General features: G+C 61.2%; 20 protein-coding genes and 4 pseudogenes. 9 read left to right on the forward strand and 15 right to left on the reverse strand.

Annotated features, from left to right (window positions below; all coding sequences use genetic code 11):
• Nucleotide 1: 1 nt before the first annotated feature.
• On the reverse strand, nucleotides 2-862 hold the full coding sequence (locus tag JWR98_RS11695; protein ID WP_205490096.1) for a MurR/RpiR family transcriptional regulator: 861 nt from the start codon (nucleotides 860-862) through the stop codon (nucleotides 2-4).
• A 12-nt stretch (nucleotides 863-874) separates the two neighbouring features.
• A complete protein-coding gene (locus JWR98_RS11700) occupies nucleotides 875-2,224 on the reverse strand; it encodes a GntT/GntP/DsdX family permease (RefSeq protein ID WP_078734633.1) in 1,350 nt (449 codons plus the stop codon).
• Between the two features lie 249 nt (nucleotides 2,225-2,473).
• On the opposite strand from JWR98_RS11700, the gene JWR98_RS11705 reads away from it, so the two are divergent.
• Nucleotides 2,474-2,854, forward strand: a complete 381-nt coding sequence (locus JWR98_RS11705; protein ID WP_205490097.1) for a lysozyme inhibitor LprI family protein — start codon at nucleotides 2,474-2,476, stop codon at nucleotides 2,852-2,854.
• A gap of 4 nt (nucleotides 2,855-2,858) precedes the next feature.
• On the opposite strand, the gene JWR98_RS11710 is transcribed toward JWR98_RS11705, so the two are convergent.
• From JWR98_RS11710 to JWR98_RS11725, 4 genes and pseudogenes are all read right to left on the reverse strand, one after another.
• On the reverse strand, nucleotides 2,859-4,304 hold the full coding sequence (locus tag JWR98_RS11710; protein WP_078734635.1) for a SulP family inorganic anion transporter: 1,446 nt from the start codon (nucleotides 4,302-4,304) through the stop codon (nucleotides 2,859-2,861).
• Nucleotides 4,305-4,417: 113 nt separating this feature from the next.
• A complete protein-coding gene (locus JWR98_RS11715; protein ID WP_078734636.1) occupies nucleotides 4,418-5,314 on the reverse strand; it encodes a LysR family transcriptional regulator in 897 nt (298 codons plus the stop codon).
• 30 nt (nucleotides 5,315-5,344) lie between these two features.
• Nucleotides 5,345-5,934, reverse strand: a pseudogene (mdaB, locus tag JWR98_RS11720) (NADPH:quinone oxidoreductase MdaB).
• A gap of 118 nt (nucleotides 5,935-6,052) precedes the next feature.
• Nucleotides 6,053-6,817, reverse strand: coding sequence for a sulfite exporter TauE/SafE family protein (locus tag JWR98_RS11725; protein WP_078734637.1), 765 nt, complete (start codon nucleotides 6,815-6,817; stop codon nucleotides 6,053-6,055).
• A 121-nt stretch (nucleotides 6,818-6,938) separates the two neighbouring features.
• Between JWR98_RS11725 and JWR98_RS11730 the strand changes: the two are divergent.
• Nucleotides 6,939-7,834 (forward strand): annotated as a pseudogene (locus JWR98_RS11730) (LysR family transcriptional regulator).
• Here the strand turns inward: JWR98_RS11730 and JWR98_RS11735 are convergent.
• Together JWR98_RS11735 and kynU are read right to left on the reverse strand one after the other, a co-directional pair.
• Nucleotides 7,780-9,185: pseudogene (locus JWR98_RS11735) on the reverse strand (amino acid permease). The pseudogenes JWR98_RS11730 and JWR98_RS11735 overlap by 55 nt on opposite strands.
• 82 nt (nucleotides 9,186-9,267) lie before the next feature.
• Entirely contained in the window at nucleotides 9,268-10,518 is a 1,251-nt protein-coding gene (kynU, locus tag JWR98_RS11740; protein ID WP_205490098.1) for a kynureninase, read from the reverse strand.
• A 144-nt stretch (nucleotides 10,519-10,662) separates the two neighbouring features.
• Between kynU and JWR98_RS11745 the strand changes: the two genes are divergently transcribed.
• Nucleotides 10,663-11,136 (forward strand): Lrp/AsnC family transcriptional regulator, encoded by a 474-nt coding sequence (locus JWR98_RS11745; protein WP_003176072.1) that lies wholly within the window; start codon nucleotides 10,663-10,665, stop codon nucleotides 11,134-11,136.
• Between the two features lie 57 nt (nucleotides 11,137-11,193).
• Here JWR98_RS11745 and catA read toward each other — a convergent pair whose 3' ends face one another.
• Genes catA through JWR98_RS11760 form a run of 3 tightly spaced genes read right to left on the reverse strand, consistent with a single transcriptional unit; the run spans nucleotide 11,194 to nucleotide 13,595 of the window.
• Nucleotides 11,194-12,123 carry a catechol 1,2-dioxygenase gene (catA, locus tag JWR98_RS11750; RefSeq protein WP_078734640.1) on the reverse strand — a complete coding sequence of 310 codons (930 nt, stop codon included), beginning with the start codon at nucleotides 12,121-12,123 and terminating at the stop codon, nucleotides 11,194-11,196.
• Between the two features lie 41 nt (nucleotides 12,124-12,164).
• Nucleotides 12,165-12,455 carry a muconolactone Delta-isomerase gene (catC, locus tag JWR98_RS11755; protein ID WP_205490099.1) on the reverse strand — a complete coding sequence of 97 codons (291 nt, stop codon included), beginning with the start codon at nucleotides 12,453-12,455 and terminating at the stop codon, nucleotides 12,165-12,167.
• Nucleotides 12,456-12,467: 12 nt separating this feature from the next.
• Complete coding sequence (locus tag JWR98_RS11760) at nucleotides 12,468-13,595, reverse strand: muconate cycloisomerase family protein (RefSeq protein WP_205490101.1); 1,128 nt, start codon at nucleotides 13,593-13,595, stop codon at nucleotides 12,468-12,470.
• 114 nt (nucleotides 13,596-13,709) lie between these two features.
• On the opposite strand from JWR98_RS11760, the gene JWR98_RS11765 reads away from it, so the two are divergent.
• Nucleotides 13,710-14,585, forward strand: a complete 876-nt coding sequence (locus JWR98_RS11765; RefSeq protein WP_078734642.1) for a LysR family transcriptional regulator — start codon at nucleotides 13,710-13,712, stop codon at nucleotides 14,583-14,585.
• 69 nt (nucleotides 14,586-14,654) lie between these two features.
• Here the strand turns inward: JWR98_RS11765 and JWR98_RS11770 are convergent, their stop codons facing one another.
• Nucleotides 14,655-15,647 (reverse strand): AraC family transcriptional regulator, encoded by a 993-nt coding sequence (locus JWR98_RS11770; RefSeq protein ID WP_205490103.1) that lies wholly within the window; start codon nucleotides 15,645-15,647, stop codon nucleotides 14,655-14,657.
• A 315-nt stretch (nucleotides 15,648-15,962) separates the two neighbouring features.
• Here JWR98_RS11770 and antA point away from each other — a divergent pair, with 315 nt between their 5' ends.
• The 4 genes and pseudogenes from antA (at nucleotide 15,963) to JWR98_RS11790 (ending at nucleotide 20,353) form a co-directional block, all read left to right on the forward strand.
• On the forward strand, nucleotides 15,963-17,354 hold the full coding sequence (gene antA, locus JWR98_RS11775; RefSeq protein ID WP_205490105.1) for an anthranilate 1,2-dioxygenase large subunit: 1,392 nt from the start codon (nucleotides 15,963-15,965) through the stop codon (nucleotides 17,352-17,354).
• Complete coding sequence (gene antB, locus JWR98_RS11780; RefSeq protein WP_078734645.1) at nucleotides 17,354-17,845, forward strand: anthranilate 1,2-dioxygenase small subunit; 492 nt, start codon at nucleotides 17,354-17,356, stop codon at nucleotides 17,843-17,845. Before antA ends, antB begins: the two co-directional genes overlap by 1 nt.
• 31 nt (nucleotides 17,846-17,876) lie before the next feature.
• Nucleotides 17,877-18,883, forward strand: a pseudogene (gene antC, locus JWR98_RS11785) (anthranilate 1,2-dioxygenase electron transfer component AntC).
• A gap of 72 nt (nucleotides 18,884-18,955) precedes the next feature.
• Nucleotides 18,956-20,353 carry an amino acid permease gene (locus JWR98_RS11790; protein ID WP_205490106.1) on the forward strand — a complete coding sequence of 466 codons (1,398 nt, stop codon included), beginning with the start codon at nucleotides 18,956-18,958 and terminating at the stop codon, nucleotides 20,351-20,353.
• Between the two features lie 57 nt (nucleotides 20,354-20,410).
• On the opposite strand, the gene kynA is transcribed toward JWR98_RS11790, so the two are convergent.
• Both kynA and kynB read right to left on the reverse strand, forming a co-directional pair.
• On the reverse strand, nucleotides 20,411-21,268 hold the full coding sequence (gene kynA, locus JWR98_RS11795; RefSeq protein WP_003176082.1) for a tryptophan 2,3-dioxygenase: 858 nt from the start codon (nucleotides 21,266-21,268) through the stop codon (nucleotides 20,411-20,413).
• A complete protein-coding gene (gene kynB / locus JWR98_RS11800) occupies nucleotides 21,265-21,915 on the reverse strand; it encodes an arylformamidase (protein ID WP_078826036.1) in 651 nt (216 codons plus the stop codon). Before kynB ends, kynA begins: the two co-directional genes overlap by 4 nt.
• A gap of 266 nt (nucleotides 21,916-22,181) precedes the next feature.
• Here kynB and JWR98_RS11805 point away from each other — a divergent pair, with 266 nt between their 5' ends.
• Nucleotides 22,182-22,526 carry a cupin domain-containing protein gene (locus JWR98_RS11805; RefSeq protein WP_003176084.1) on the forward strand — a complete coding sequence of 115 codons (345 nt, stop codon included), beginning with the start codon at nucleotides 22,182-22,184 and terminating at the stop codon, nucleotides 22,524-22,526.
• 53 nt (nucleotides 22,527-22,579) lie between these two features.
• On the opposite strand, the gene mmsB is transcribed toward JWR98_RS11805, so the two are convergent.
• Nucleotides 22,580-23,467 carry a 3-hydroxyisobutyrate dehydrogenase gene (gene mmsB / locus JWR98_RS11810; protein ID WP_078734650.1) on the reverse strand — a complete coding sequence of 296 codons (888 nt, stop codon included), beginning with the start codon at nucleotides 23,465-23,467 and terminating at the stop codon, nucleotides 22,580-22,582.
• Between the last annotated feature and the right edge of the window lie 9 nt (nucleotides 23,468-23,476).

Raw genomic sequence — 23,476 nt, forward strand, 5'->3', positions numbered from 1 at the left:
ATCAGTCTCCAAGCGGCAGGCTATCGGGGCCACCGCGATAATCGTCCAGGGCCAGCTTGATCCGGCGCAGGCGTTCCTGGTTGTCGTCCGGCAGGGCCAACGCCAGCTCGGTGGCGAGCAGGTCAATGGCCAGCAGCATGCCGTAGCGCGCCGCCGTGGGCTTGTAGATAAAACTGGTTTCGGCCGGTTGCAGCGGCAGCAGCACATCGGCCAATTGCGCCAGAGGCGAATCGGTCAGGGTGATGGCGATGATGCGCGTGTCGTAGTTGCGCGCCAGCTCCGTCACCGCCAGCAACTCCGGGGTGAGGCCACTGAGCGAGCATACGATCAACGCATGGTCCGGGCCCAAAGTGGCGGCGGTGACGCGCATCATCACCGGGTCATGGCAGGCGGCAATCGGGTAGCCCAGGCGCACCAGGCGCACCTGCAACTCATCGCTGCACAGGCTCGATGGGCCGCCCATGCCGAAGGCATGGATCATCCGCGCCTTGCCCAACAGGCTGACCGCATCGACAAAACTCGCCTGGCTGAACCCCGACAAATGCTGACGCAACGTCGCCTCGATATCACCGAGAATCTGCCGGTGAAAGGCCGACTGCTCGGGTAACCCGGCAGGGTCGAGGAAGCGGCTGCCGACACCACTGGCCTGGGCCAGTTGCAGGCGCAAATCACGCAGGTCGCGGCAACCGACGCTGCGGGCAAAGCGCGACAAGGTCGCCGTGCTGACTTCGGCCCGTTGGGACAATTCCTCCAGGCTGGCCGATGCGGCAAAGCCCACATCATCGAGCATAAGCTGGGCGATACGCCCTTCGCCGGCGCTGAAGGACGCCTGGCGGGCGCGGATCTGGTAGAGGATGTCCATGGGGGCTCCGGGTTACAGAAGGCAGGACAGACCGTAGGTCAGAGCGAAGGCCACCACCGAAATCAGGGTCTCCAATACGGTCCAGGTCTTGAAGGTCTGGATCACCGTCATATTGAAGTATTCCTTGATCAGCCAGAAGCCGCCGTCATTGACGTGGGAAAAAATCACCGAACCCGCGCCAGTAGCCAACACCAGCAATTCCGGATGTGGATAACCCAGGCCCAGGGCGACCGGGGCTACCACGCCCGAAGCCGTAGTCATGGCTACCGTGGCTGAGCCCGTCGCAATCCGCATCAACGCCGCGAACAGCCAGCCCATCACCAGCGGCGACAAGTGGAAGGCATGGGCTAGGCCGAGAATTTCATTGGTAACGCCAGCGTCCACCAATATCCGGTTCAAACCGCCACCCGCGCCCACCAGCAAGGTGATGCTCGCGGTCGGCGCCAGGCATTCATTGGTGAACCTGAGGATCGACTCGCGGTTGAAGCCCTGCGCCAGGCCCAGGGTCCAGAAACTCACCAGGGTCGCCACCAGCAGCGCGATCACCGAGTTGCCGATAAACAGCAGGAACTGGTTGAAGCCCGTACCCGGGGTGGAAATCACGTTGGCCCAACCGCCGATCATCATCAGCACCACCGGCAACAGGATGGTGCCCATGGTCAGTGCAAAGCTCGGCAAACGCTCACGGGGTTCGCGCTCGATGAACTGGCGTTCCAGCGGGTTTTCCGCCGGCAGGTGAATACGCGGCACAATGAATTTGGCGTACACCGGGCCGGCGATGATCGCCGTCGGGATACCGATGAGGATCGCATAGAGCACGGTCTGCCCCACTGACGCGTTATACGCCAGCACCGCCATCATCGCCGCCGGGTGCGGCGGCACCAGCGCATGCACCACCGACAGGCCGGCGACCATCGGCAAGCCGACCATCAGGATCGACACCCCTACCCGCCGTGCCACGGTAAAGGCGATCGGCACCAGCAACACAAATCCCACTTCGAAAAACAGCGGCAGCCCCACCAGGAATGCGATGCACACCATGGCCCAATGGGCATTGCGCTCGCCAAACCGGTTGATCAACGTGCGCGCCACCTGCTCGGCCCCGCCAGATTCGGCCATCATCTTGCCGAGCATGGTGCCCAGCGCCACCACCAGTGCGATATGCCCCAGGGTCTTGCCGACGCCGGCTTCATAGGACCCCATGATGGTGTCCGCCGGCATCCCGGCCATCAGCGCCAGGCCGATGGACACCAGGGTGATGACGATAAACGGGTTGAGCCGGTAACGTGCGATCAGCACGATCAAAGCAATGATGGCGATGGCAGCGTATGCCAATAGCCCGAAGCCCGGTGATGCGGCCATGCGGTACTCCTCGGAAAAGGGTCACGTCGAATGGGTTGTGAAACTCATAAATCATTACCAAGGAGCGTTTTCAATTTCTATGAAAGTTATTTTCGCCCACGGATAAGGGTTGTCGCGTCGGGATATGCCCAACACCTGTGTATGAAAATTCGAGGGGGGTTCTTACATGAAGATCAGAAAGGTCGGAAACTCAACGGACGCGCTTGAGTCTTAACATTCACATCCCTTGATTGCCCAGGAAAAACGGACATGATTCGTACGACATTCGCCGTCAGCGTCTTGCTGCTCGCCCTGTGCGGCACCGCTGCCGCCACCGAGAACCCGGCGTTGAAAAAGTGCATGGATGGCGCCGACACCACCGCCGACATGGTCACTTGCAACATCAAGGAAACCAAGGTGCAGGACACGCGCCTGAACAAGGCCTACCAGACGGCCCTCGCGGCTCAGGAAGGCAATCGCAAGCAGCAGCTGCAAGACGTGCAGCGCCTGTGGATAAAGTACCGCGATGCCAATTGCCAATTTATCGGCTCGGCCACCGGCGGCACCATCGACCAGGTCAATGGCACCGGCTGCGTACTTGATATGACCCAGGCACGAGCCCGGGAACTGGAAGACCTGGTCGGGCCTTGATCACTTACTCGTGATGCACACGAGCGCGCTTGAGCAGCTTCCTGCAGCGCTCCGACAAATGCAGCACGCGCAGGTGCTTGCCGGCCTTGGTGTAACGCTCGCGCAGGGTCATCAGCGCGGCAATGGCGGAGTAGTCGACGAAGCTCAGATGGCGGCAATCCAGTGTCACCTCGGCCGGGTCGTTGGCGGGGTCGAACTGGTTCAAAAACGGCGTGGTCGAGGCAAAGAACAAGGTGCCGTGCAGGCGATAGAGCTTGCTGCCGTCGGCCTCCAGGTGTTCATCGGCATACAACTCACGGGCCTGCTGCCAGGCAAAATTCAGCGCTGCGATCACGATCCCACACAGCACCGCGGTGGCCAGGTCAGTGAACACCGTGATCACCGTCACCGCGATAATCACCAGCACGTCATTGACCGGCACCTTGTTGATCACCCGCAATGAAGCCCAAGCAAAGGTCTGCTGGGACACCACGAACATCACCCCCACCAGCGCCGCCAGCGGAATGCGCTCGATCAGCGGCGATAGAAACAGGATGAACAGCAGGATCATCACCCCGGCAAACACCCCGGAGAAACGCCCGCGCCCGCCGGAACTGAGGTTGATCACGGTTTGCCCGATCATCGCGCAACCGCCCATGCCGCCGAACAGGCCGGAGACTATATTCGCCGCGCCCAGGGCCACGCTTTCGCGGTCGGGGTAGCCACGGGTCTCGGTGATTTCGTCGGTGAGGTTGAGGGTCAGCAGGGTTTCCAGCAGGCCGACCATCGCCATCAGGAACGCATAAGGCGCAATGATGCCCAGGGTTTCCAGGGTCCAAGGGATCTGCGGCAACGCGAAGCTAGGCAGGCCGCCGGCAATGTGCGCCATGTCGCCGAGGGTGCGGGTGGGCAAGCCTAGCAGGTACACCGCCAGGCCCACGCCGAGGATCGCCACCAGGGCCGGCGGCACCGCGCGGGTGATGCGCGGCAACAGGTAGACGATGGCCATGGTCGCCACGACCAACCCGCTCATTACATACAACGGCGTGCCGCTGAGCCACTGTTCAGCGTTCTTGAAATGCTCCAGCTGCGCCAACGCGATGATGATCGCCAGGCCGTTGACGAACCCCAGCATCACCGGGTGCGGCACCATGCGCACCAGCTTGCCAAGGCGCAACAGGCCGAACGTCATCATGATCAGCCCGCCCAACAACACCGTTGCCAGCAGGTACTCCACGCCGTGCTGCACCACCAGCGCGACGATCACCACCGCCATCGATCCCGCCGCCCCCGAGACCATGCCCGGACGACCACCGAACAACGCAGTGAGGGTGCAGATGATAAAGGCGCCATACAGGCCCATCAGCGGGTTGAGATGGGCGACCAAGGCAAAGGCGATGCACTCGGGCAGCAGCGCGAAAGACGTAGTAAGGCCGGCCAGGGCATCGGCGCGCAGACGGGAGAGGTTCATGAGGTACCAGGGCATTGCGGGGGATTAGGCGGGGAATGGTACGAAATTGCGCTCGGTGGGGCCAGTAATGTGTCACGAGAGTTAAATTGGATAGCACTCTTCGGGAGCCCCATTCAGCACGCATATCGCGCCAGCTTGGCCTGGATAAAATCCAGGAAACACTGGATGCGCAACGCCAACTGCGAATTGCGGTAGAACACCGCGTGGATCGGCTGGCGATAACCACTGTTGAACGTTTCCAGCACCGGCACCAGGCGCCCGGCGTCGATATCGGCGCTGGTCATGAAGTTCGACAGACAACAAATACCCTGCCCTTGCAGTGCCAACTGGCGCAGGGTTTCGCCGCTGGACGCGGCAATACCCGGCTCGATCAGCCAACGATCGCCTTCCACATGGCGCAGCGGCCAGTGGTTGAGGGTTTCGGTCTGGGTGAAGCCAAGCAAGGTGTGCTTCGCCAGGTCGGCGACGGTCTGCGGCGCACCGTACTGCTTGAGGTAATCGGGGCTGGCGAGGATATGCAGCGGGGTGCAGCCGAGTGAACGCGCGTGCAGGGTGGAATCCGCCAGGGCACCGATACGGATCGCGATGTCGGTGCTCTGCTCCAGCAAGTCGATGATCAGGTCATCGCTATTGAGCTCCAACTGGATATCCGGATAGAGGCTGCGAAACTCCGCGATGTACGGCACGATCCCATGCAGCATGAACGGCACCGCAGCGTTGATGCGCAACCGCCCGGCGGGGTTCCTCTGGCGCGATGACAAGCGCTCTTCCAGCTCATCCATCTGCGCCAGGATCAGCTTGGCCTGCTCGAAGAAGTACTTGCCCTCCTCGGTCAGGTCCATGCGCCGCGTGGTGCGGTTGATCAGCGTGGTGTCGAGCTTGGCCTCCAGGCGCGACAAGGTGCGGCTGACCGCCGACGGCGTCTGCCCGACCTGCTCCGCCGCCGCCGAAATCGAGCCGCACTCGATGACGCTGACGAAGATCTGTAACTCATCGGATCGGGCTTTCACAGGCGGTCCTCGCAATCGGTTCCGCGCAGCTTACACCGAGAGGTTGAAGACCTGCGCCAGATGCTGCTCGTAACGCGCCACGTCAGCCTCGATCGCCGGGCTTTTCATCACGTCCACACAGAGGAAGGTCGCAGGCCGGTCATGCCGAGGAACTGATTGGCCTTGTGGAACGGAAAGTACACCGCGTCCACCCCCTTGGCCTCGAAGAAATCGCTCGGGTCGTCGAAGGCTTGCCGTGGCGCGTTCCAGGTCAGCGACAGCATGTACTGCTTGCCCTGGATCAGGCCGCCGCTGCCGTATTTCTGCGAGGCATCGGAGCGAGTGCGACCGTCACTGGCGTACAGGCTGCCATGACCTTCGGTGAAGACTTCGTCGATGTACTTCTTGACGATCCACGGCGCGCCCATCCACCAGCCGGGCATCTGGTAGATGATCACGTCGGCCCAGAGGAATTTGGCGACCTCTTCGGCCACGTCGTAGCCCTGGTCGATATGCGTGACCTTGACGTCGATGCCGCCACGGTCCAGCACGGCCAAAGCGGTGTCATGCAGGGTGTTGTTGTAGCGGCCATCGGAGTGGGCGAATTTTTTACCGCCGTTGAGCAGGAGTACTTTTTTCATAAGAGGGCATCCAGAAGGTTGAAATGTCTGGATGCAGACTATCGACCTCAGCCCCTCGGAATAAGCATCCACGCAGCAAAATACCTTTGATCAAAAGGCACGAATACCGAGCACATTGTTAACCACTGATCAGCAGATGCGCGCCCAACAGCGCCATGCCGATGAAAAATATCCGCTTGAACAGCACGGCACTGATGCGCTGGCGCAGCGCCTGGCCGAGCCACATACCCAGCAACGCCGGCACCAGCGCCAGCAATGAAGCACTGACTTCACCACCGCCCAACGTACCCCGCCAGGCCAATCCGGCGGCCAAGGCGAGCGTCGACACCGTGAACGACAACCCCAGCGCCTGTACCAGTTGATCGCGATTCAAACCCAGCGCTTGCAGGTACGGCACCGCGGGAATCACGAACACGCCAGTGGCTGAGGTGATCAGGCCGGTGATCAGCCCACACACCGGTCCAAGCCAGCGTTCAGTCGAGGCTTTTACCTTGAAGGTGGGCATGAACAATCCACTCAACGCGTACACCAGCAACGCCCCGCCCAAGGCGCACACCACCCAACGCCCGCCATCCATGCCCAGCCACACCGTGCCAAGCCCGGTGCCGAGGAAAATCAGCAACAACATCGGCCGCAGGCGCTTAAGCAAGGCACTCAGGTGGCCGCCGAACGCCAGTTGCCACAGGTTGGTGACCGTTGAAGGAATGATCAGCAACGCCGCAGCCTGCGCCGGCAACATAGCCAGGCCGAGCAGGCCCATCGCGACAGTAGGCAAGCCCAGGCCGATGACACCCTTGACGGTGCCGGCCAAGAGGAAGGTGGCGATCACCAGCAGGGTCAGGGTCGGGCCGAGGTTCTGGTAGAAGGTTAGGAGGGTATTCATGGGGGGATTGTGAGGCCTTGAAGTGAAGCTGCAAATTCGCCATATACTGAGGCAGCCTCTTGTTTTGTGTGAGGCTGAGGGCCCCATCGGGAGCCAGTGAAGCCACTCGAGAACTCCAGCCATGCACTTTGACCTGATCGACCTGCGCCTCTACCTGCACACCCTCGACACCGGCAACATCACCGCCGGCGCCGGCCGCAGCCATTTATCCCTGGCCGCCGCGAGTGCGCGCATTCGTGCCATGGAAGCCTCGCTGGGCATCGAGCTGCTTGAGCGCGGCGTCGTGGCGTCACCCCAACCCCCGCCGGTAAGGCACTGGCCCGCCACGCACGCCTGCTGCTGCAACAGGCCGACCATCTGCAACAGGACTTGGCCGAGTACGCCAAGGGCATCAAAGGCCAGGTGCGCCTGCTGTGCAACAGCACAGCGTTGAGTGAATACCTGCCGGAACCACTGGCGGATTTTCTGCGCGAACAGCCCAACCTTGAGATCGACCTGCAGGAGTGGCCCAGTCTGCGCATCACCCAGGCGTTGCGCCAGGGCACGGCGGATCTCGGGATTATTTCCGACGCCGTCGACACCCACGGCTTGCAGACCCTGCCCTTTCGCGACGACCCGCTGGTGCTGATCCTGCCGCTGGAGCACCCGCTGGCGAATGAAACGGTAAGTTTTATCGACAGCCTGCAACACGATTACGTCGGCCTGGCGGCTCATAGCGCGCTGGCGGTGTACCTCGAGGAGCAGGCATTACACGCAGGCTTTCGCTTGCAGACGCGCATCCGCGCCGACAACTTTGATGGTGTGATTCGCATGGTCGCCCGAGGGGCCGGCCTGGGCATCGTGCCCCAGGCGGCGCTGGAGCGCTGGGCGTTGCCGCGCGACTTCAAGGCCCAGCCTCTGCGAGAAGACTGGGCCTGCCGCCAATTGTTGCTGTGCGCGCGCTCGTTCGAGCAGTTGCCGGGTTACGCCAAAGCCTTGTTCGAGGCCTTGGCCCTGCCCTTGCGGAAAAACCCGTAGTACACCGAGCTCAGAAACAGCAGGAACGGCACGCCGAAGACCAATGTCATCTTGAACGCCTCGGTGAAGTAGGTGGTGATCATCACCGCGCCCATCAGCACCAGGCCCAGCAGCGTGCTGTAGGGAAACAAGCGCAGTTGGAACGACAATTTCGGCCCGCCATGGCGCTTGCGATAACGGCGGAAAAACAAGTGCGTCAGAAAGATCATGAACCAAGTGAAGATCGCGCCGAACATCGAGATCGCCATCATCAGCGTGAACGAACTTTCCGGGTACACCACGTTGAGCAAGGTCGCCAGCGCGATGCCCGAGCTGGACAACAGTAACGCGTTCAGCGGGATGCCGCTCTTGCTCAGGGCGCCCATGGACTTGGGCGCAAAGCCCGCACGGGACAGGCTGAACATCATGCGCGTGGTGATGTAGAGCTGGCTGTTCATCGCCGACAACGCGGCGATCAGGATCACGAAGTTCATCACCCCGGTAGCGCCCGGAATGCCGATGGTCTGCATCACCGTGACGAACGGGCTCTGGGTCTGCCCGGCCTGGTTCCACGGCACGATGGCCAGCATCAGCGCCAGGGTCAGCAGGTAAAACACCACCAGGCGCACGATGGTCGCGCGAAAGGCTTTTTTCACCGCCTGCTCCGGGTCGGCGGCCTCACCGGCGGCCACGGCGATCATTTCCACGCTCAGGTAGCTGAAGATCGACACGATCACCGCGATCCACATGCCGCTCAACCCGTGCGGGAAAAAGCGTCGTGGGCCGTGTAGTTATGCACGCCGTAATCCGGGTTGCCGGAACCGAACACCACATACACCGCCAGGATGATGAAACCGACGATGGCACTGATCTTGATCGTGGAAAACCAGTATTCGAAGTTGCCGAAGGTCTTCACGCTGATGGCGTTGAGCACAACCAGCACACTGGAAAACGACACGATCCACACCCACTCCGGCACGTTGGCGAACCAGTACTTCATGTACATCGCCACCGCCGTGACCTCGGCGCCCACCGCCAGCACAATCGCCGCCCAATACGCATAACGCACCAGAAACCCGGCCAGCGGGCTGATGTAGAACTCGGCGTAGGCGCCAAACGACCCCGAGGTGGAATGCGCCACCGTCATCTCCGCCAGGCAGCCCATCAACAGCAAGGTGATCAACGCACCAATGGCATAGCTCACCAACACGCTGGGCCCGGCATAACCGATGGCATAGGCGCTGCCCATGAACAGCCCGGTGCCAATGGCGCCACCGATGGCGATCATGCTCATCTGGCCGGAGGTGAGCTGGCGCCGCAGGCCCAGTTCGCGGTGGGTGATGTCTGCAAAGCCTTGGTCTGGCGTAGTCACGTTGGTGTGCCCCTTATTATTGTGATTGCACTGTTTTTGCTGTTGTCGCACCGCCCCTCCCACATTTTGATCGGTGTTTTATTCAGGTGACGCTGTGGCGGACCTTGAACTGCGGCTGGTCCCAGGTGTTCTCATCGAGGATTTCACCGAGGATTTCCACCGCGTCCCACACTTCGGTGAAGCTCGTGTACAACGGCGTAAAACCGAACCGCATGATGCGCGGCTCACGGTAATCGCCGATCACGCCTCGGGCGATCAACGCCTGGATCACCGCGTAACCTTCAGGATGTTCAAAGCTCACATGACTTCCGCGCCGGGCGTGTTCACGCGGGGTGATCAGCTTCAAGCCGTGGCTGGCGCAGCGGGCTTCGACCCGCTCGATGAACATATCCGTCAGCGCCAGAGATTTGCTGCGCAGGCTGCCCATGTCGGTCTGTTCAAAAATTTCCAGGCCGCTTTCCACCATGGCCAGCGAGGTGATCGGTTGGGTGCCGCACAGGTAGCGGGCGATGCCGGCGCTCGGTGCATAGTTGGACTCCATGGCGAACTGCCGGGTGTGCCCGAACCAGCCCGACAGCGGCTGGCGGACCAGGTCCACCAGCGCCGGGTTAACCCACACGAACGCCTGGGAACCGGGCCCGCCGTTGAGGTATTTGTAGGTGCAGCCAATCGCGTAATCGGCCCCGGCGGCGTGCAGGTCGATGGGCACCGCGCCGGCCGAGTGCGCCAGGTCCCAGATGCTCAGCGCGCCGCACTCGTGGCTCAGGGCGGTGAGTGCCTGCATGTCGTACATATAGCCGGACTTGTAGTTGACGTGGGTGAGCATCACCACCGCCACGTCGTCGTCGATGGCCTGGGGCAGTTCGTCCGGACTGTTCACCAGGCGCAGGGAATAGCCCTGCTGCAGCAAGTCGGCCAGGCCTTCGGCGATGTACAGGTCGGTAGGAAAGTTGCTCGCTTCGCTGACGATTACCTTGCGCGCGGGTTCGCGTTGGCGCTGCACGGTCAATGCGGCACTGAGCACTTTGAACAGGTTGATCGAGGTGGTATCGGTGATCGCCACTTCGCCTTCGCCTGCGCCGATCAGCGGTGCCAGGCGATCGCCCAGGCGCAGCGACAAATTCGCCCAGCCGGCGCTGTTCCAACTGCGGATCAAACCATTGCCCCATTCCTCGGCAATCACCTGTTGCGCCCGCGCCAACGATGCCACGGGTCGCGCGCCGAGGGAGTTGCCGTCGAGGTAGATCACGCCCACAGGCAGCGCGAACTGATCGCGCAGAGGCGCCAGCGGGTCCTGGGCGTCGAGGGTTTGGCAATGGCTTCGGGTGATCATGGCAGGTCCTGGTGTTTATCAGTGAAGATGGACCAAATAATGAACGAAGATTTACAGAATTTTCGTGCAAAGTGGTGGGTAACAGGCTAATTAAGCTGTAGGAAATTCGAATTTACCTCCAGAACACGCGGATTTATTCTAATCATGATTCTCGACGCCACCGACCTGCGCCTCCTGCATTTCCTGCAACAGGATGGCCGTATCAGCAACCAGGAACTGGCGGAAAAAGTCGCACTGTCCCCGTCCGCCTGCCTGCGCCGTTTGCGCCTGCTGGAGAGCGAGGGAATCATCAGCGGCTACCGCGCGGTATTGAACGCCGAGCAACTGGGCATCGAGCTGGAGGCCATCGTGCACCTGTCGTTGCGCCAGGATGTCGAGGATTGGCATGAGACGTTCATCAAGAAGGTCCAGGGCTGGCCGGAGGTGGCCAGCGCCTACGTGATCACCGGCGCGAGCAACTATGTGCTGCGGGTGCAGGCGAGGAACCTCAAGCACTTTTCGGACTTTATCGTGAACCACCTGAACCGCACGGCGGGGGTGATGGATATACGGTCGGAGATTGTGTTGCAGAAGATCAAGGATCGGGATGAGGTGCTGGATCTGGTCGTACGCAAATAGCGACGACAACAAAGATCAAATGTGGGAGCCAGCCCCCTCCCACATTTTTGACAGCATTTAGTCTTCGAGGGCTCGGACGCGCTGCATGCGTTTCTGTTCCAGCGGTGCATCAGCCACCTGCAATTCAAAGTCAAAATCTATCTGCGCAAAGCGCCCTTGCACCCCAAATTCCCGCGCCAGCTGTTGATCGTCACTGAAGCGGATTTCGGCGATCAGTTCATCGCGTGTCGCGTACGCAAAATCGTCATGCAGGTACGGGTCGTCGGACAGGTTGATCTGGGTGGTCAGGTGACGATACCCGGGTGCCGAGATGAAGAAGTGGATATGCGCCGGCCGTTGCCCATGGCGCCCCAGTTGATCGAGCAACTGTTGGGTCGGACCGGTCGGCGGGCAGCCATAGCCCGACGGCACGATGCTGCGAAACCGGTAGTTGCCCTGGGCGTCGGTCTCGATACGGCGGCGCAGGTTGAACTCCGATTGGCTGCCGTCAAACCAGGAATACGTACCGCCGGTGTTGGCCTGCCACACATCCACAATCGCCCCGGCCAGCGGTTTACCATCGGTGTCGCGCACCTGGCCGCGCATGAACAGCGGCACCGCTGCATCCGTCCCGTCATCCAGGCGCGCTTCGTAGTGGGACAGCGGTGCACCGGCCACATACAACGGGCCTTCGATGGTGCGCGGAGTACCGCCGGATTTACCGGCTTCTTCGTCGGCGGCATCCATCAACATGTCCAGGTAGTGCTCCAGACCCAGCCCGGCGGCCAGCAGCCCGGCCTCCTGGTTCTTGCCCAGTTCATTGAGGTAGTTGACCGCCTTCCAGAACTCTTCCGGGGTCACGTCCAAGTCTTCGATGATGTTCACGGTGTCGCGCAGAATGCGGTAGACCAGCGCTTTGGTGCGCGGGTTACCGCCGTCATTCAGGTTGCCGCTGGCTTCTTCGAGAAACTGTTGGGCGTGGGCAGTCTGGGACAGTCGGATGGACATGGTGCACTCCTCATCTTGTAATTATCAGGTGTAGGACAGGCTTAACGGTCGTCCTCATGGATCGACGAAGGGTGCCGGCACAGGGCGTTCACTTCGATGGCCATGTAGGGGTAGAGCGGCAGTTGCATCAGCAGGTCGTGCAGTTCTTGCACGCTGTCGACATCGAACACGCTGTAATTGGCGTAGAGCCCGGCGATACGCCACAAGTGGCGCCATTTGCCCGTTTGTTGCAACTGCTGCGCAAGGGCTTTTTCGTCGGCCTTGAGGCGGGCGGCGCGCTCGGGGTTCATGTCGACGGGCAGGTTCACGGTCATTTTTACGTGGAACAACATGGCGGGCGCCTCTTAGTGTTTATCACGACGGAAGAACGCCAGGCGCTCTTCATCGATGGCCAGGCCCAGGCCCGGCGCGGTGGAGACATGCAGCTGGAAGTCGCGATACACCAGCGGCTCGCTGAGGATGTCTTCGGTGAGCAGCAGCGGGCCGAACAGCTCGGTGTCCCAGGCCAGTTTGTTCAGGGTCAGGAAGGCGTGGGCCGAGGCCAGCGTGCCGATACCGCCTTCGAGCATGGTGCCCCCGTACAGACCGATGCCGGCCGCCTCGGCAATCGCCGCTGTGCGCAACACCGCACGCGGGCCACCGTTCTTGGCGATCTTGAGCGCAAACACCGACGCCGCACCTTCACGGGCCAGGTTGAAGGCATCTTCGACACACTCGATGGATTCATCGGCCATGATCGGCACCGGGCTCGACAGGTTCAGCCGCGCCATGCCGCCACGGTTGTTACGCGAGATAGGCTGCTCGATCAGGTCGATACCGTTATCGCCCAAGACCTTGCAGGCCCGCAGCGCCACGGCTTCGTCCCAGGCCTGGTTGACGTCGACGCGCACACTGGCACGCTCACCCAGGGCCTTTTTGATCGCAATCACGTGGGCCAGGTCGCGGCTCACTTCACCGGCACCGATCTTCAACTTGAAGATGCGATGGCGGCGCAGGTCGAGCATCTTCTCGGCTTCGGCGATGTCTTGCTCGGTGTTGCCGCTGGCCAGGGTCCTGGCCACCGGCAAGGCGTCACGCACACGACCGCCGAGCAGTTCGCTCACGGGAAGATTCAAGCGTTTGCCCAACGCATCGAGCAAGGCGCTTTCCACGCCGGACTTGGCAAAGGTATTACCGCGGATACTGCGCTCCAGGCGCAGCATGGCGGCGTTGATATTGCTGGCGTCCTGGCCGATCAACAGCGGCGCGAAGTGGCGGTCTATGTTGATCTTGATGCTGTCGGGGCTTTCGTTGCCGTAGCTCAGACCGCCAATGGTGGTGGACTCGCCGATGCCTTCGATACCGTCGGCGCAGCGCACGCGGATGATCACCAGGGTCTGGTTTTGCAGGGTATGCATCGCCAGCTTGTGCGGGCGGATGGTGGGGAGGTCGACGATAATCGTCTCGATCGACTCGATGGCGCAAATCGGCATGGCAATACCCGCTGGGTTCTTTATAGGTCTTGGCTGATTCTGTGCTGCATCTTTGCGGGCTTCCAATATAGAATTAGTCTTGATCAATACCCTCAAGGTATAGAAGGAGTCGTCATGGAACTGCGTCACCTGCGCTACTTCCAAGTGCTGGGCGAAACCCTCAACTTCACCCGCGCCGCCGAACGCCTGCACATCGCCCAGCCGCCACTGAGCCGGCAGATCCAGCAATTGGAAGAGGAACTGGGGGTGATCCTGCTGGAGCGCGGCAGGCCGTTGCGGCTGACCGAGGCCGGACGGTTTTTCTACGAACACGCCACTGTGTTGCTCGAACAGTTGAACAAGGTGTGCGACAGCACGCGACGCATCGGCCAGGGTGAAAAAACCTGGCTGGGCATCGGTTTTGCGCCGTCGACCCTGTATGGCGTGTTGCCGGAGCTGATTCGACGGCTGCGTACCCATGAGGCGCTGGAGCTGGAATTGGGGCTGTCGGAGATGACTACCCTGCAACAGGTCGAAGCGCTCAAGGCCGGGCGTATCGATGTGGGTTTCGGACGGATTCGCATCGACGACCCGGCCATCGTCCAGCGCGTGCTGGTGGAGGACCGTCTGGTGGCGGTGTTGCCCGCCGGTCATCCGTTGCTCGCCGCGCCCGCCACCCTCGCCCAATTGGCCGCCGAGCCGTTTGTGCTGTACCCCGGCAACCCGCGCCCCAGCTATGCAGACCATGTGATTGCACTGTTCGATGCCCACGGTTTGAGCCTCAAGGTCGCGCAATGGACCAACGAACTGCAGACCGCCATCGGCCTGGTCGGTGCAGGCATGGGCGTGACGCTGGTGCCGGCGTCGGTGCAGGTGCTGCATCGGGCGGATATCGGTTACACGCCGGTGGTGGAGGCCACGGCGACTTCGCCGATTATTTTGAGTCGGCGGGTGAATGATCAGTCGCCGGGGTTGAGGCATTGTTTGCAGTTGGTTGAAGAGCTGATCTAAGGTCGTCCAAACACCACAAATACCCTGTGGGGGGGCTTGATCCCTCCCACATTTTGATCTTCATTGCTTTCAAAGACTGCGCAGGCGCTTGCGCTGCAAAGTCTGGCTGGGGGATTCATCGAACAGCTTTCTGTACTCCGCCGAAAACCGCCCCAAGTGGGTAAACCCCCACCCCAAGGCAATCTCGGAGATGGTACTCGTGGAACCTTGCTCAAGAATGTCCTGGCGCACACCCCCCAGCCGGTATTTTTTCAAATAGGCCATGGGCGACAGCGCGAAGTACTTGCGAAACGCATCGAACAACTTGAAACGCGACACGCCCGCCGCCGCTTCCAGGTCTTCCAGGTGCACCGCCTCACGTGCATTGTCGTGAATGTACTGGCGCGCACGAATCAAATAGTGCGGCAGTTTCACCCCGAGTACATCGCGCAGTTCTTCGGAATAATTGTTCGGCTGGGCCAGGATCAGCCCTTTGATCAGCGAGCTTTCCAGGTCGCGGGTGAACGCAGCCTGCTCATATAATTCGCTGCTGCGTTCCAACTCGGCGATAAAGTAGCGCGCCATACGCCACCACGAGGCCGGCGCGCCGTCCACCGCATCCATCACCGGTTCAAAGCGCAGCGGCGCATCGATTGGCCGTTGCAGCAGACCTTCCAGGGACTCACTCATCGCCGCCCGCGTGATCACCACTTGCAGCTTGCGGCAGTCCCCGGAGATCGCCAGTACCTGGTGTTCATGGGGCGAAATGATCACACCCTGATCACGGTTGGAACTCAGGTGCTTTCCGTTCTTGCACAGCTCCTGCTCGCCCACCAGCGGCAGGCTCAGGCTGTAGCTGCTGAAGTGCTCGGCGTCTTCGATGTCGATGGTCACGTCGGTGCCGTATTCGATCACCCCCAACGTGGTGGCGCGGGATTTGAACACGTTGGCGCTGTGATGAAAGCGCAGGCGTTCCGGCGTGCTCGTCGCCAGGCGATGCGGCCCGCAGATGCCGGACATCCAGCTGCGGGCGCCTTCAAGGTCGAAGCGTTGAATACGGATATCGCGTGTCTGGCTACTCATCAGGGTGCACCCACGGCGGTTAGGCGTTTGCGCGCTCTGGCGGCGCGTCTATCGGTGTTGGACAGCAAGTTCCACGCCACGCCGGCGGTGTTGCAACCGGGTGGATAGCAACGGCCGACTATGTGGATAAAACCCAGTCGTTTCCCACAACCATCCCGCAGGACGGTAGCGCATGACGTCACCGCGCTGCACCGTTGTGAGTATTTGCTGCCCAACTTTGCGGCCCATCTTCCCCCATTAAGCGGATAGCCCGCGCCCTGCCCGGCTGCCTTTAATGAACCACCGATCAGCCCCTATCAAAAAAAGGTGCCTCCCATGAGTGGTGCAAGAAGCGTCGAGCAGTGGAAAAGCTTTATCGAAAGCTGCCTGGATTTTCGCCCGGCCGATGAAGTGTTTCGCATCGCCCGCGACATGTTCACCGAGCCGCAACTGTTCGACCTGGAGATGGAACTGATCTTCGAGAAGAACTGGATCTACGCCTGCCACGAAAGTGAGCTGGCCAATAACCACGACTTCGTGACGATGCGCGCAGGCCGCCAGCCGATGATCATCACCCGCGACGGCGAAGGTCGTCTTAACGCGTTGATCAACGCCTGCCAGCATCGCGGCACCACCCTCACCCGCGTCGGCAAGGGCAACCAGTCCACGTTCACGTGCCCCTTCCACGCCTGGTGCTACAAAAGCGATGGCCGGCTGGTGAAGGTCAAGGCGCCGGGGGAATACCCGGAAGGCTTCGACAAAGCCACGCGCGGCCTGAAAAAGGCGCGCATCGAAAGCTACAAGGGGTTTGTGTTTATCAGCCTGGACGTGAACGGCACCGACAGCCTGGAAGACTTCCTCGGCGACGCCAAAGTGTTCTTCGACATGATGGTTGCACAATCCGCCACCGGTGAGCTGGAAGTGCTGCCGGGTAAATCCGCCTACACCTACGACGGCAACTGGAAGCTGCAGAACGAAAACGGCCTGGACGGTTATCACGTCAGCACCGTGCACTACAACTACGTGGCCACGGTGCAGCATCGCCAACAGGTGAATACCGAAAACGGCACGGGCTCAAGCGCCACGTTGGACTACAGCAAACTCGGCGCGGGTGATGCGAATACCGACGACGGCTGGTTTGCGTTCAACAACGGCCACAGCCTGCTGTTCAGCGACATGCCCAACCCCAGCGTGCGCTCCGGCTACGCCACCATCATGCCGCGCCTGGTGGAAGAGCACGGCCAGCCAAAAGCCGAATGGATGATGCACCGCCTGCGCAACCTGAACATCTACCCGAGCCTGTTCTTCCTCGACCAGATCAGCTCGCAGCTGCGCATCATCCGCCCGGTGGCGTGGAACAAGACCGAGATCATCAGCCAGTGCCTGGGGGTGAAGAATGAGTCCGACGCCGACCGCGAAAACCGCATTCGCCAGTTCGAAGATTTCTTTAACGTGTCGGGCATGGGCACGCCGGATGACCTGGTGGAGTTCCGGGAAGCCCAACGCGGTTTCCAGGGCCGCCTGGAGCGCTGGAGCGATATTTCGCGGGGCAGCCATCGTTGGAAAACCGGCCCGACGCCCAACAGCGAAGCCATCGACATTCAACCGGCCATGACCGGCACCGAATTCACCCACGAAGGGTTGTATGTGAACCAGCACCGCAACTGGCAGCAGTTCCTGCTCAAGGGGCTGGACCGACAAGCACTGACACTGCGGGAGGTGGAATGATGAATGCCGAGTTGCAGTACCGGATCGAGCAGTTTTTTTACCGTAAATCCGAGCTGTGCGACGCCCAGGACTGGGACGCGTATGTGCAGTTGTTCGACCCGCTGAGCGAATTCCACCTGCCGCAATGGGACTCGGAACACGTGTACACCCGCGACCCCAAGCGCGAAATGTCGTTGATCTATTACGCCAACCGTTCCGGCCTGGAAGACCGCGTGTTTCGCTTGCGCACCGGCAAGGCCGCGTCGGCCACGCCGATGCCGCGCACGCTGCACCTGATCAATAACGTGCGCATTGCCGAGCAGGCGGATGGCACGCTGGAAGTGAAGCTGAACTGGCACACGTTGTTCTATCGGTTGGCGACTTCGGAGCAGTTTTATGGGCCCGCGACTTACACCCTGAAGCCCGACGGCGGCAGCTGGCTGATCACGCGCAAGCACGCCTTGCTGCTCAACGACACCATCAACTCGGTGCTGGATTTCTATCACCTTTAGCCCATCACCACAGTGATACGGAGTCGTGTAGATGAATCACAAAGTGGCCTTCAGTTTTGCCGACGGCAAGACCCTGTTTTTTCCGGTGGGTGCCAATGAAATCCTGCTGGATGCCGCCCTGCGCAACGGCATCAAGATCCCCTTGGACTGCCGCGAAGGTGTGTGCGGCACCTGTCAGGGCCGCTGCGAGTCGGGCGATTACAGCCAGGATTATGTGGACGACGAAGCACTCTCAAGCCTCGACCTGCAACAGCGCAAGATGCTCAGCTGCCAGACACGCGTGAAGTCCGACGCCACGTTCTACTTCGACTTCGATTCGAGCCTGTGCAATGCGCCAGGGCCGGTGCAAGTGTGCGGCACGGTCAGCGCAGTGCAGGTGGTGTCGGCCAGTACCGCGATCCTGCAGGTGCGTTTGGACGCACCGCTGGATTTTCTGCCGGGCCAATATGCGCGGCTGGCGGTGCCGGGCACCTCAAGATGGCGCTCATACTCCTTCGCCAATCAGCCGGGCAATCAATTGCAATTCCTGATCCGCCTGCTGCCGGACGGGGTGATGAGCAACTATATGCGTGAACGCTGCCAGGTCGGCGATGCGCTGCTGATGGAGGCGCCGCTGGGCGCGTTCTACCTGCGCCATGTCGCTCGGCCGGTGGTGCTGGTGGCGGGCGCACCGGCCTGTCGGCATTGCTGGCCATGCTCGACGAACTGGTCGCCACGGGCTGCGAACAACCCGTGCACCTGTATTACGGCGTGCGCGGTGCCGAGGACTTATGCGAGGCGGCGCGCATCGCTGCCTATGCCGCACACATTCCGGGGTTTCGCTACACCGAGGTGCTCAGCGACGCCTCACCGGAGTGGACCGGCAAGCGCGGTTACCTCACCGAACATTTCGACCTGGCCGAATTGCGGGACAGATCGGCGGATATGTACGTGTGCGGCCCGCCGCCGATGGTCGAGTCGATACAACAATGGCTGGCGGATCAGGCACTTGATGGCGTTCAGCTGTATTACGAAAAGTTTACCCAGAGTAATATCTGACCCCTCAGCACTTCTGAGGGGCTGGTGCGGCGTGCAATCAACCCCAAGAAAAACAAGTAAAAGGGAACCTTAATGGCGGATGACATGGTTAACCCGGTGGGCCTCAAGCGTGGCCTGAAGAACCGGCATATTCAGCTGATCGCCTTGGGAGGGGCGATCGGTACGGGGTTGTTCCTCGGCTCGGCCGGGGTACTCAAGTCGGCGGGGCCGTCGATGATTCTCGGCTACGCGATTGCCGGTTTCATTGCGTTCCTGATCATGCGCCAGCTTGGCGAGATGATCGTCGAAGAGCCGGTGGCCGGGTCCTTCAGCCACTTCGCGCATAAATACTGGGGCGGTTACGCAGGCTTTCTGGCCGGTTGGAACTACTGGGTCCTGTACGTGCTGGTGGGCATGGCCGAACTGACGGCCGTGGGCAAGTACATCCAGTTCTGGTGGCCCGAGATCCCGACCTGGGTCAGCGCACTGGTGTTCTTCGTCGCGGTGAACCTGATCAACACGCTGAACGTGAAGTTCTTCGGTGAAACCGAGTTCTGGTTCGCGATCATCAAGGTGGTCGCGATTGTCGGCATGATCGTGCTCGGTTGCTACCTGCTGTTCAGCGGTACCGGCGGCCCGCAGGCGTCCATCAGCAACCTGTGGAGCCATGGCGGGTTCTTCCCGAATGGCGGCATGGGCCTGTTGATGTCCATGGCGTTCATCATGTTCTCGTTCGGTGGCCTGGAGCTGGTGGGCATCACCGCCGCCGAAGCCAGCGAGCCGCGCAAGGTGATTCCCAAGGCGATCAACCAGGTGGTCTACCGCATCCTGATCTTCTACGTCGGCGCCCTGACCGTGCTGCTGTCGCTGTACCCCTGGGACCAACTGCTGCAAACCCTCGGCGCCTCGGGCGATGCCTACAGCGGCAGCCCGTTTGTGCAGATCTTCTCGCTGATCGGTAACGACACCGCTGCCCACATCCTCAACTTCGTGGTGCTGACCGCGGCGCTGTCGGTGTACAACAGCGGCGTGTACTGCAACAGCCGCATGCTGTTCGGCCTGGCCGAGCAGGGCGACGCGCCCAAGGCGCTGATGAAACTCAACAAGCAAGGCGTACCGCTGCGGGCGCTGGCGATCTCGGCGTTGGTGACGATGCTGTGCGTGGTGGTCAACTACGTCGCGCCGCAAAGCGCCCTGGAGTTGTTGTTTGCGCTGGTGGTTGCCTCGCTGATGATCAACTGGGCGCTGATCAGCATCACCCACCTCAAGTTCCGCAAGGCCATGGGCGAGCAAGGCGTGACGCCGTCGTTCAAGACCTTCTGGTTCCCGTTCAGCAACTACCTGTGCCTGGCGTTCATGCTGATGATCATCAGCGTGATGCTGGCGATTCCGGGGATTCGCGAGTCGGTGTATGCGATGCCGATTTGGGTGGGGGTTATCTATGTGGCCTACCGGTTGCGGAGCCGAAACGCGAAAGTTGCCGTCGCGTAATAACCCACATGTAATTGCAGTGCAAATCAAAAGCCCCGGTGATCCGGGGCTTTTTGTTTACAGGGTAGAGCGCACTCGCCACAGCTCGGGGAACAACACCGTGTCGAGCATCTTGCGCAGGTAGCCCACGCCTTCGGTGCCGCCAGTACCCGGCTGGAACCCGATAATCCGCTCCACGGTGGTCACATGCCGAAAGCGCCACTGACGGAACGAGTCCTCCAGGTCGATAAACTTCTCGGCCAACTGATACAAATCCCAATACCGGTTCGGATCGCGATACACCTCGCGCCATGCCGCTTCCACCGACTCATCATGCACCGTGGCCGCCGTCGGGTCGCGTTCGGCACGCTGCGGATCAATCGCCAGGCCCGCCTTGATCATCAGGTTGATCGCCTCGTCATACAGCGACGGCGTGGCAATCGCCACTTTCAACTCGTTCAACAGCTCCGGCCGATGGGCATGCGGGCGCAGCAGCGCCGCGCTTTTATTGCCGAGGATAAATTCGATCTCGCGGTACTGGAACGACTGGAACCCCGACGACTGCCCCAGGAACGGACGGATCGCCTTGTATTCCGACGGCGTCATGGTCGCCAGCACTGCCCAGGCGTGCACCAGTTGATCGAAGATCCGCGAGACCCGCGCCAGCATCTTGAACGCCGGCGGCAACTCGCCCAGGCGCACGTGTTCGCGGGCGGCCTTGAGTTCGTGGAGCATCAGTTTCATCCACAGCTCGGAGGTCTGGTGCTGGATGATGAAGAGCATTTCGTTGTGGTCCGGCGACAGCGGGTGCTGGGCGCTGAGCACTTTACCCAGGTCCAGGTAGTCGCCGTAGCTCATGGACTCGGAAAAATTCAGTTCGGCGTTATGCCATTCTTCCGGGGGTTGGTAATCGGCAGAGAAGGGACATTGGCTCATCGCGTGGGCTCCTTGAGCGGACGCAGGATTGCGCGGACCGGGCTGGCATCGAGGTTGGCAAAACGCAGCGGCAGGGCGATCAGTTCGTAGTCACCTTCCGGTACGTCATCGAGCACGATGCCTTCGAGAATCGCCATGCCATGGCGGGCCACGGCGTTGTGAGAATCCATGGTCTTGGACTGCTGCGGGTCCAGGGAAGGGGTATCGATGCCGATCAAGCGCACGCCCAGGCTGGCGAGCAGCTCGATGGTTTGCGGCGCGATGGCGGTGAAATTAGAGTCCCATTCGGTCAGCGGCGCTTGTGGATAAGTGCGCAGCAGCACACGCGCCGGCAAGTTATCCACACGCCCTTGCAACTGATGCGGCTGCACCAGCGCGCCGCTGTCCAGGCAATGCAGCACGCGGCAGGGGCCCATGTACACATCCAGCGACACCTCACCGATCGGCGCACCGTCGGCGCTGTAATGCAGCGGCGCATCCACATGGGCGCCGGTATGCGGCGACAGGGTAATGCGCCCGACATTCACCGGGCACTCGGGACCGAACTGCCACACACGCTCCTCTTGGAACGGCGTATCGCCCGGCCAGGTCGGGGTCGCCGTGCTCAAGGGCGGGCTGATATCCCACCACGTTTTTATTGGGTTCATTGCAAGGCTCTCACTCGTTACTCGGGTGAATGATACGAGGGCCAGACGTGAATTTTCTTGCGAATTCCTGCGGCGAGAGTGATTTCTTTCGCACTTACTGCGAGGAAATAGCTGATTCACGCTCAAAAGTTTCGGCTCTCGAAGATCAATGTGCCAGTAGAACCGTATCGCCAGCGCTTCTGGGCATCCCGATGTCGAGTTCAGACCACTGGCCCGGCGCCCAAGGCCTTAGGGTGCAGCTTTGCATTCACTGCCTCGGAGTCATCATGTCCACACCCATCACCGTACTGCGCGACACCCATCCCCTGCCGGTCCTGGATGCCTGCAAATGGGAAAAGCTCGAAGGTGACCCGCACACCGTCAACCTCAACGCCTACACCAGCGAAGACGGCAGCAAGATCATGGGCACGTGGATCTGTACCCCGGGCAAGTGGTACGTGGACTACGTGAAGTGGGAATACTGCCACTTCCAGGAAGGCTACTGCATCATCACCCCTGAAGGCATGGCGCCGATCCACCTGCGGGCTGGGGATATCTTTGTGGTGGAACCGGGGATGAAGGGGACGTGGGAAGTGGTCGAGACGGTACGTAAGTATTTTGTATTTGCCTGAAACTGTTTTGTAGTGGGCGGGCTTGCCACGGCAAGCCCGCCCACCCCGACGGGTTATTTGGGCTTGCGATAGCTGTTGATGATCGCCGAGAAGTCCTTGCCCCCTTCCCCACGCTGGCTCATCGATTGATACAACTGCTGGGCCACCGCGCCAAGAATCACCGGTTGCCTGGCCTGGCGCGCCGCTTCGGTGGCCAGCCCCAGGTCTTTGAGCATCAGGTCCGCACCGAACCCGCCGGTGTAGCCGCGCGATGACGGCGCGGTTTCGATCACGCCCGGCCATGGGTTGTAGGTGTCGGAACTCCAGCAGCGTCCGGTAGAGCTGTTGATGATGCCGGCCAGCACTTGGGTGTCGATGCCCAGCGCGTCGCCCAGCGCCATGGCTTCGCTGACGCCGACCATGCTGATGCCCAGCAGCAGGTTGTTGCAGATCTTGGCGATCTGCCCCGTGCCGACCTCACCGCAGTGCACGATGTTACGGCCCATCTGCGCCAGCACCGGTTGCAGGGTGGCAAACAGTGCCGGGGTGGCGCCGACCATGAAGGTCAGGGTGCCGGCCTGTGCACCGCCGGTGCCGCCGGAGACCGGTGCGTCGGCCATCACCACGCCGTATTTGGCGGCAGCCGCCGCCACATCGCGAGCGGTTTGCGGGTCGATGGTACTGCAATCCACCGCCGGCACGCCTTTGCCGATACCGGCAAGCACGCCGTCCTCATTCAGCCAGACGCTGCGCACATGGGCGGCGGCCGGCAGCATGGTAATCACCAGCTCGGCACCTTGGGCCGCATCACGCGGAGAATCGCTGATACTGCCACCCAGTTCGGCGAGTTCCTGAAGCACGGTCTGGTTGAGGTCGAACAGGTTCAGCGCATGGCCGGCCTTGATCAGGTTGCGGGCCATGGGCGCGCCCATGTTACCCAGGCCGATAAATGCAATTTTCATGGTCGTCTC

Source organism: Pseudomonas lactucae (assembly GCF_016937615.1).
Lineage (GTDB): Bacteria > Pseudomonadota > Gammaproteobacteria > Pseudomonadales > Pseudomonadaceae > Aquipseudomonas > Aquipseudomonas lactucae.

What these genes read in the sequence shown, in the direction of transcription:
- JWR98_RS11695 (WP_205490096.1), bottom strand. Translation starts at nt 862, where the DNA reads ATGGACATCCTCTACCAGATCCGCGCCCGCCAGGCGTCCTTCAGCGCC.
- JWR98_RS11700 (WP_078734633.1), bottom strand. Translation starts at nt 2,224, where the DNA reads ATGGCCGCATCACCGGGCTTCGGGCTATTGGCATACGCTGCCATCGCC.
- JWR98_RS11705 (WP_205490097.1), top strand. Translation starts at nt 2,474, where the DNA reads ATGATTCGTACGACATTCGCCGTCAGCGTCTTGCTGCTCGCCCTGTGC.
- JWR98_RS11710 (WP_078734635.1), bottom strand. Translation starts at nt 4,304, where the DNA reads ATGAACCTCTCCCGTCTGCGCGCCGATGCCCTGGCCGGCCTTACTACG.
- JWR98_RS11725 (WP_078734637.1), bottom strand. Translation starts at nt 6,817, where the DNA reads ATGAATACCCTCCTAACCTTCTACCAGAACCTCGGCCCGACCCTGACC.
- kynU (WP_205490098.1), bottom strand. Translation starts at nt 10,518, where the DNA reads ATGATCACCCGAAGCCATTGCCAAACCCTCGACGCCCAGGACCCGCTG.
- JWR98_RS11745 (WP_003176072.1), top strand. Translation starts at nt 10,663, where the DNA reads ATGATTCTCGACGCCACCGACCTGCGCCTCCTGCATTTCCTGCAACAG.
- catA (WP_078734640.1), bottom strand. Translation starts at nt 12,123, where the DNA reads ATGTCCATCCGACTGTCCCAGACTGCCCACGCCCAACAGTTTCTCGAA.
- catC (WP_205490099.1), bottom strand. Translation starts at nt 12,455, where the DNA reads ATGTTGTTCCACGTAAAAATGACCGTGAACCTGCCCGTCGACATGAAC.
- JWR98_RS11760 (WP_205490101.1), bottom strand. Translation starts at nt 13,595, where the DNA reads ATGCCGATTTGCGCCATCGAGTCGATCGAGACGATTATCGTCGACCTC.
- JWR98_RS11765 (WP_078734642.1), top strand. Translation starts at nt 13,710, where the DNA reads ATGGAACTGCGTCACCTGCGCTACTTCCAAGTGCTGGGCGAAACCCTC.
- JWR98_RS11770 (WP_205490103.1), bottom strand. Translation starts at nt 15,647, where the DNA reads ATGAGTAGCCAGACACGCGATATCCGTATTCAACGCTTCGACCTTGAA.
- antA (WP_205490105.1), top strand. Translation starts at nt 15,963, where the DNA reads ATGAGTGGTGCAAGAAGCGTCGAGCAGTGGAAAAGCTTTATCGAAAGC.
- antB (WP_078734645.1), top strand. Translation starts at nt 17,354, where the DNA reads ATGAATGCCGAGTTGCAGTACCGGATCGAGCAGTTTTTTTACCGTAAA.
- JWR98_RS11790 (WP_205490106.1), top strand. Translation starts at nt 18,956, where the DNA reads ATGGCGGATGACATGGTTAACCCGGTGGGCCTCAAGCGTGGCCTGAAG.
- kynA (WP_003176082.1), bottom strand. Translation starts at nt 21,268, where the DNA reads ATGAGCCAATGTCCCTTCTCTGCCGATTACCAACCCCCGGAAGAATGG.
- kynB (WP_078826036.1), bottom strand. Translation starts at nt 21,915, where the DNA reads ATGAACCCAATAAAAACGTGGTGGGATATCAGCCCGCCCTTGAGCACG.
- JWR98_RS11805 (WP_003176084.1), top strand. Translation starts at nt 22,182, where the DNA reads ATGTCCACACCCATCACCGTACTGCGCGACACCCATCCCCTGCCGGTC.
- mmsB (WP_078734650.1), bottom strand. Translation starts at nt 23,467, where the DNA reads ATGAAAATTGCATTTATCGGCCTGGGTAACATGGGCGCGCCCATGGCC.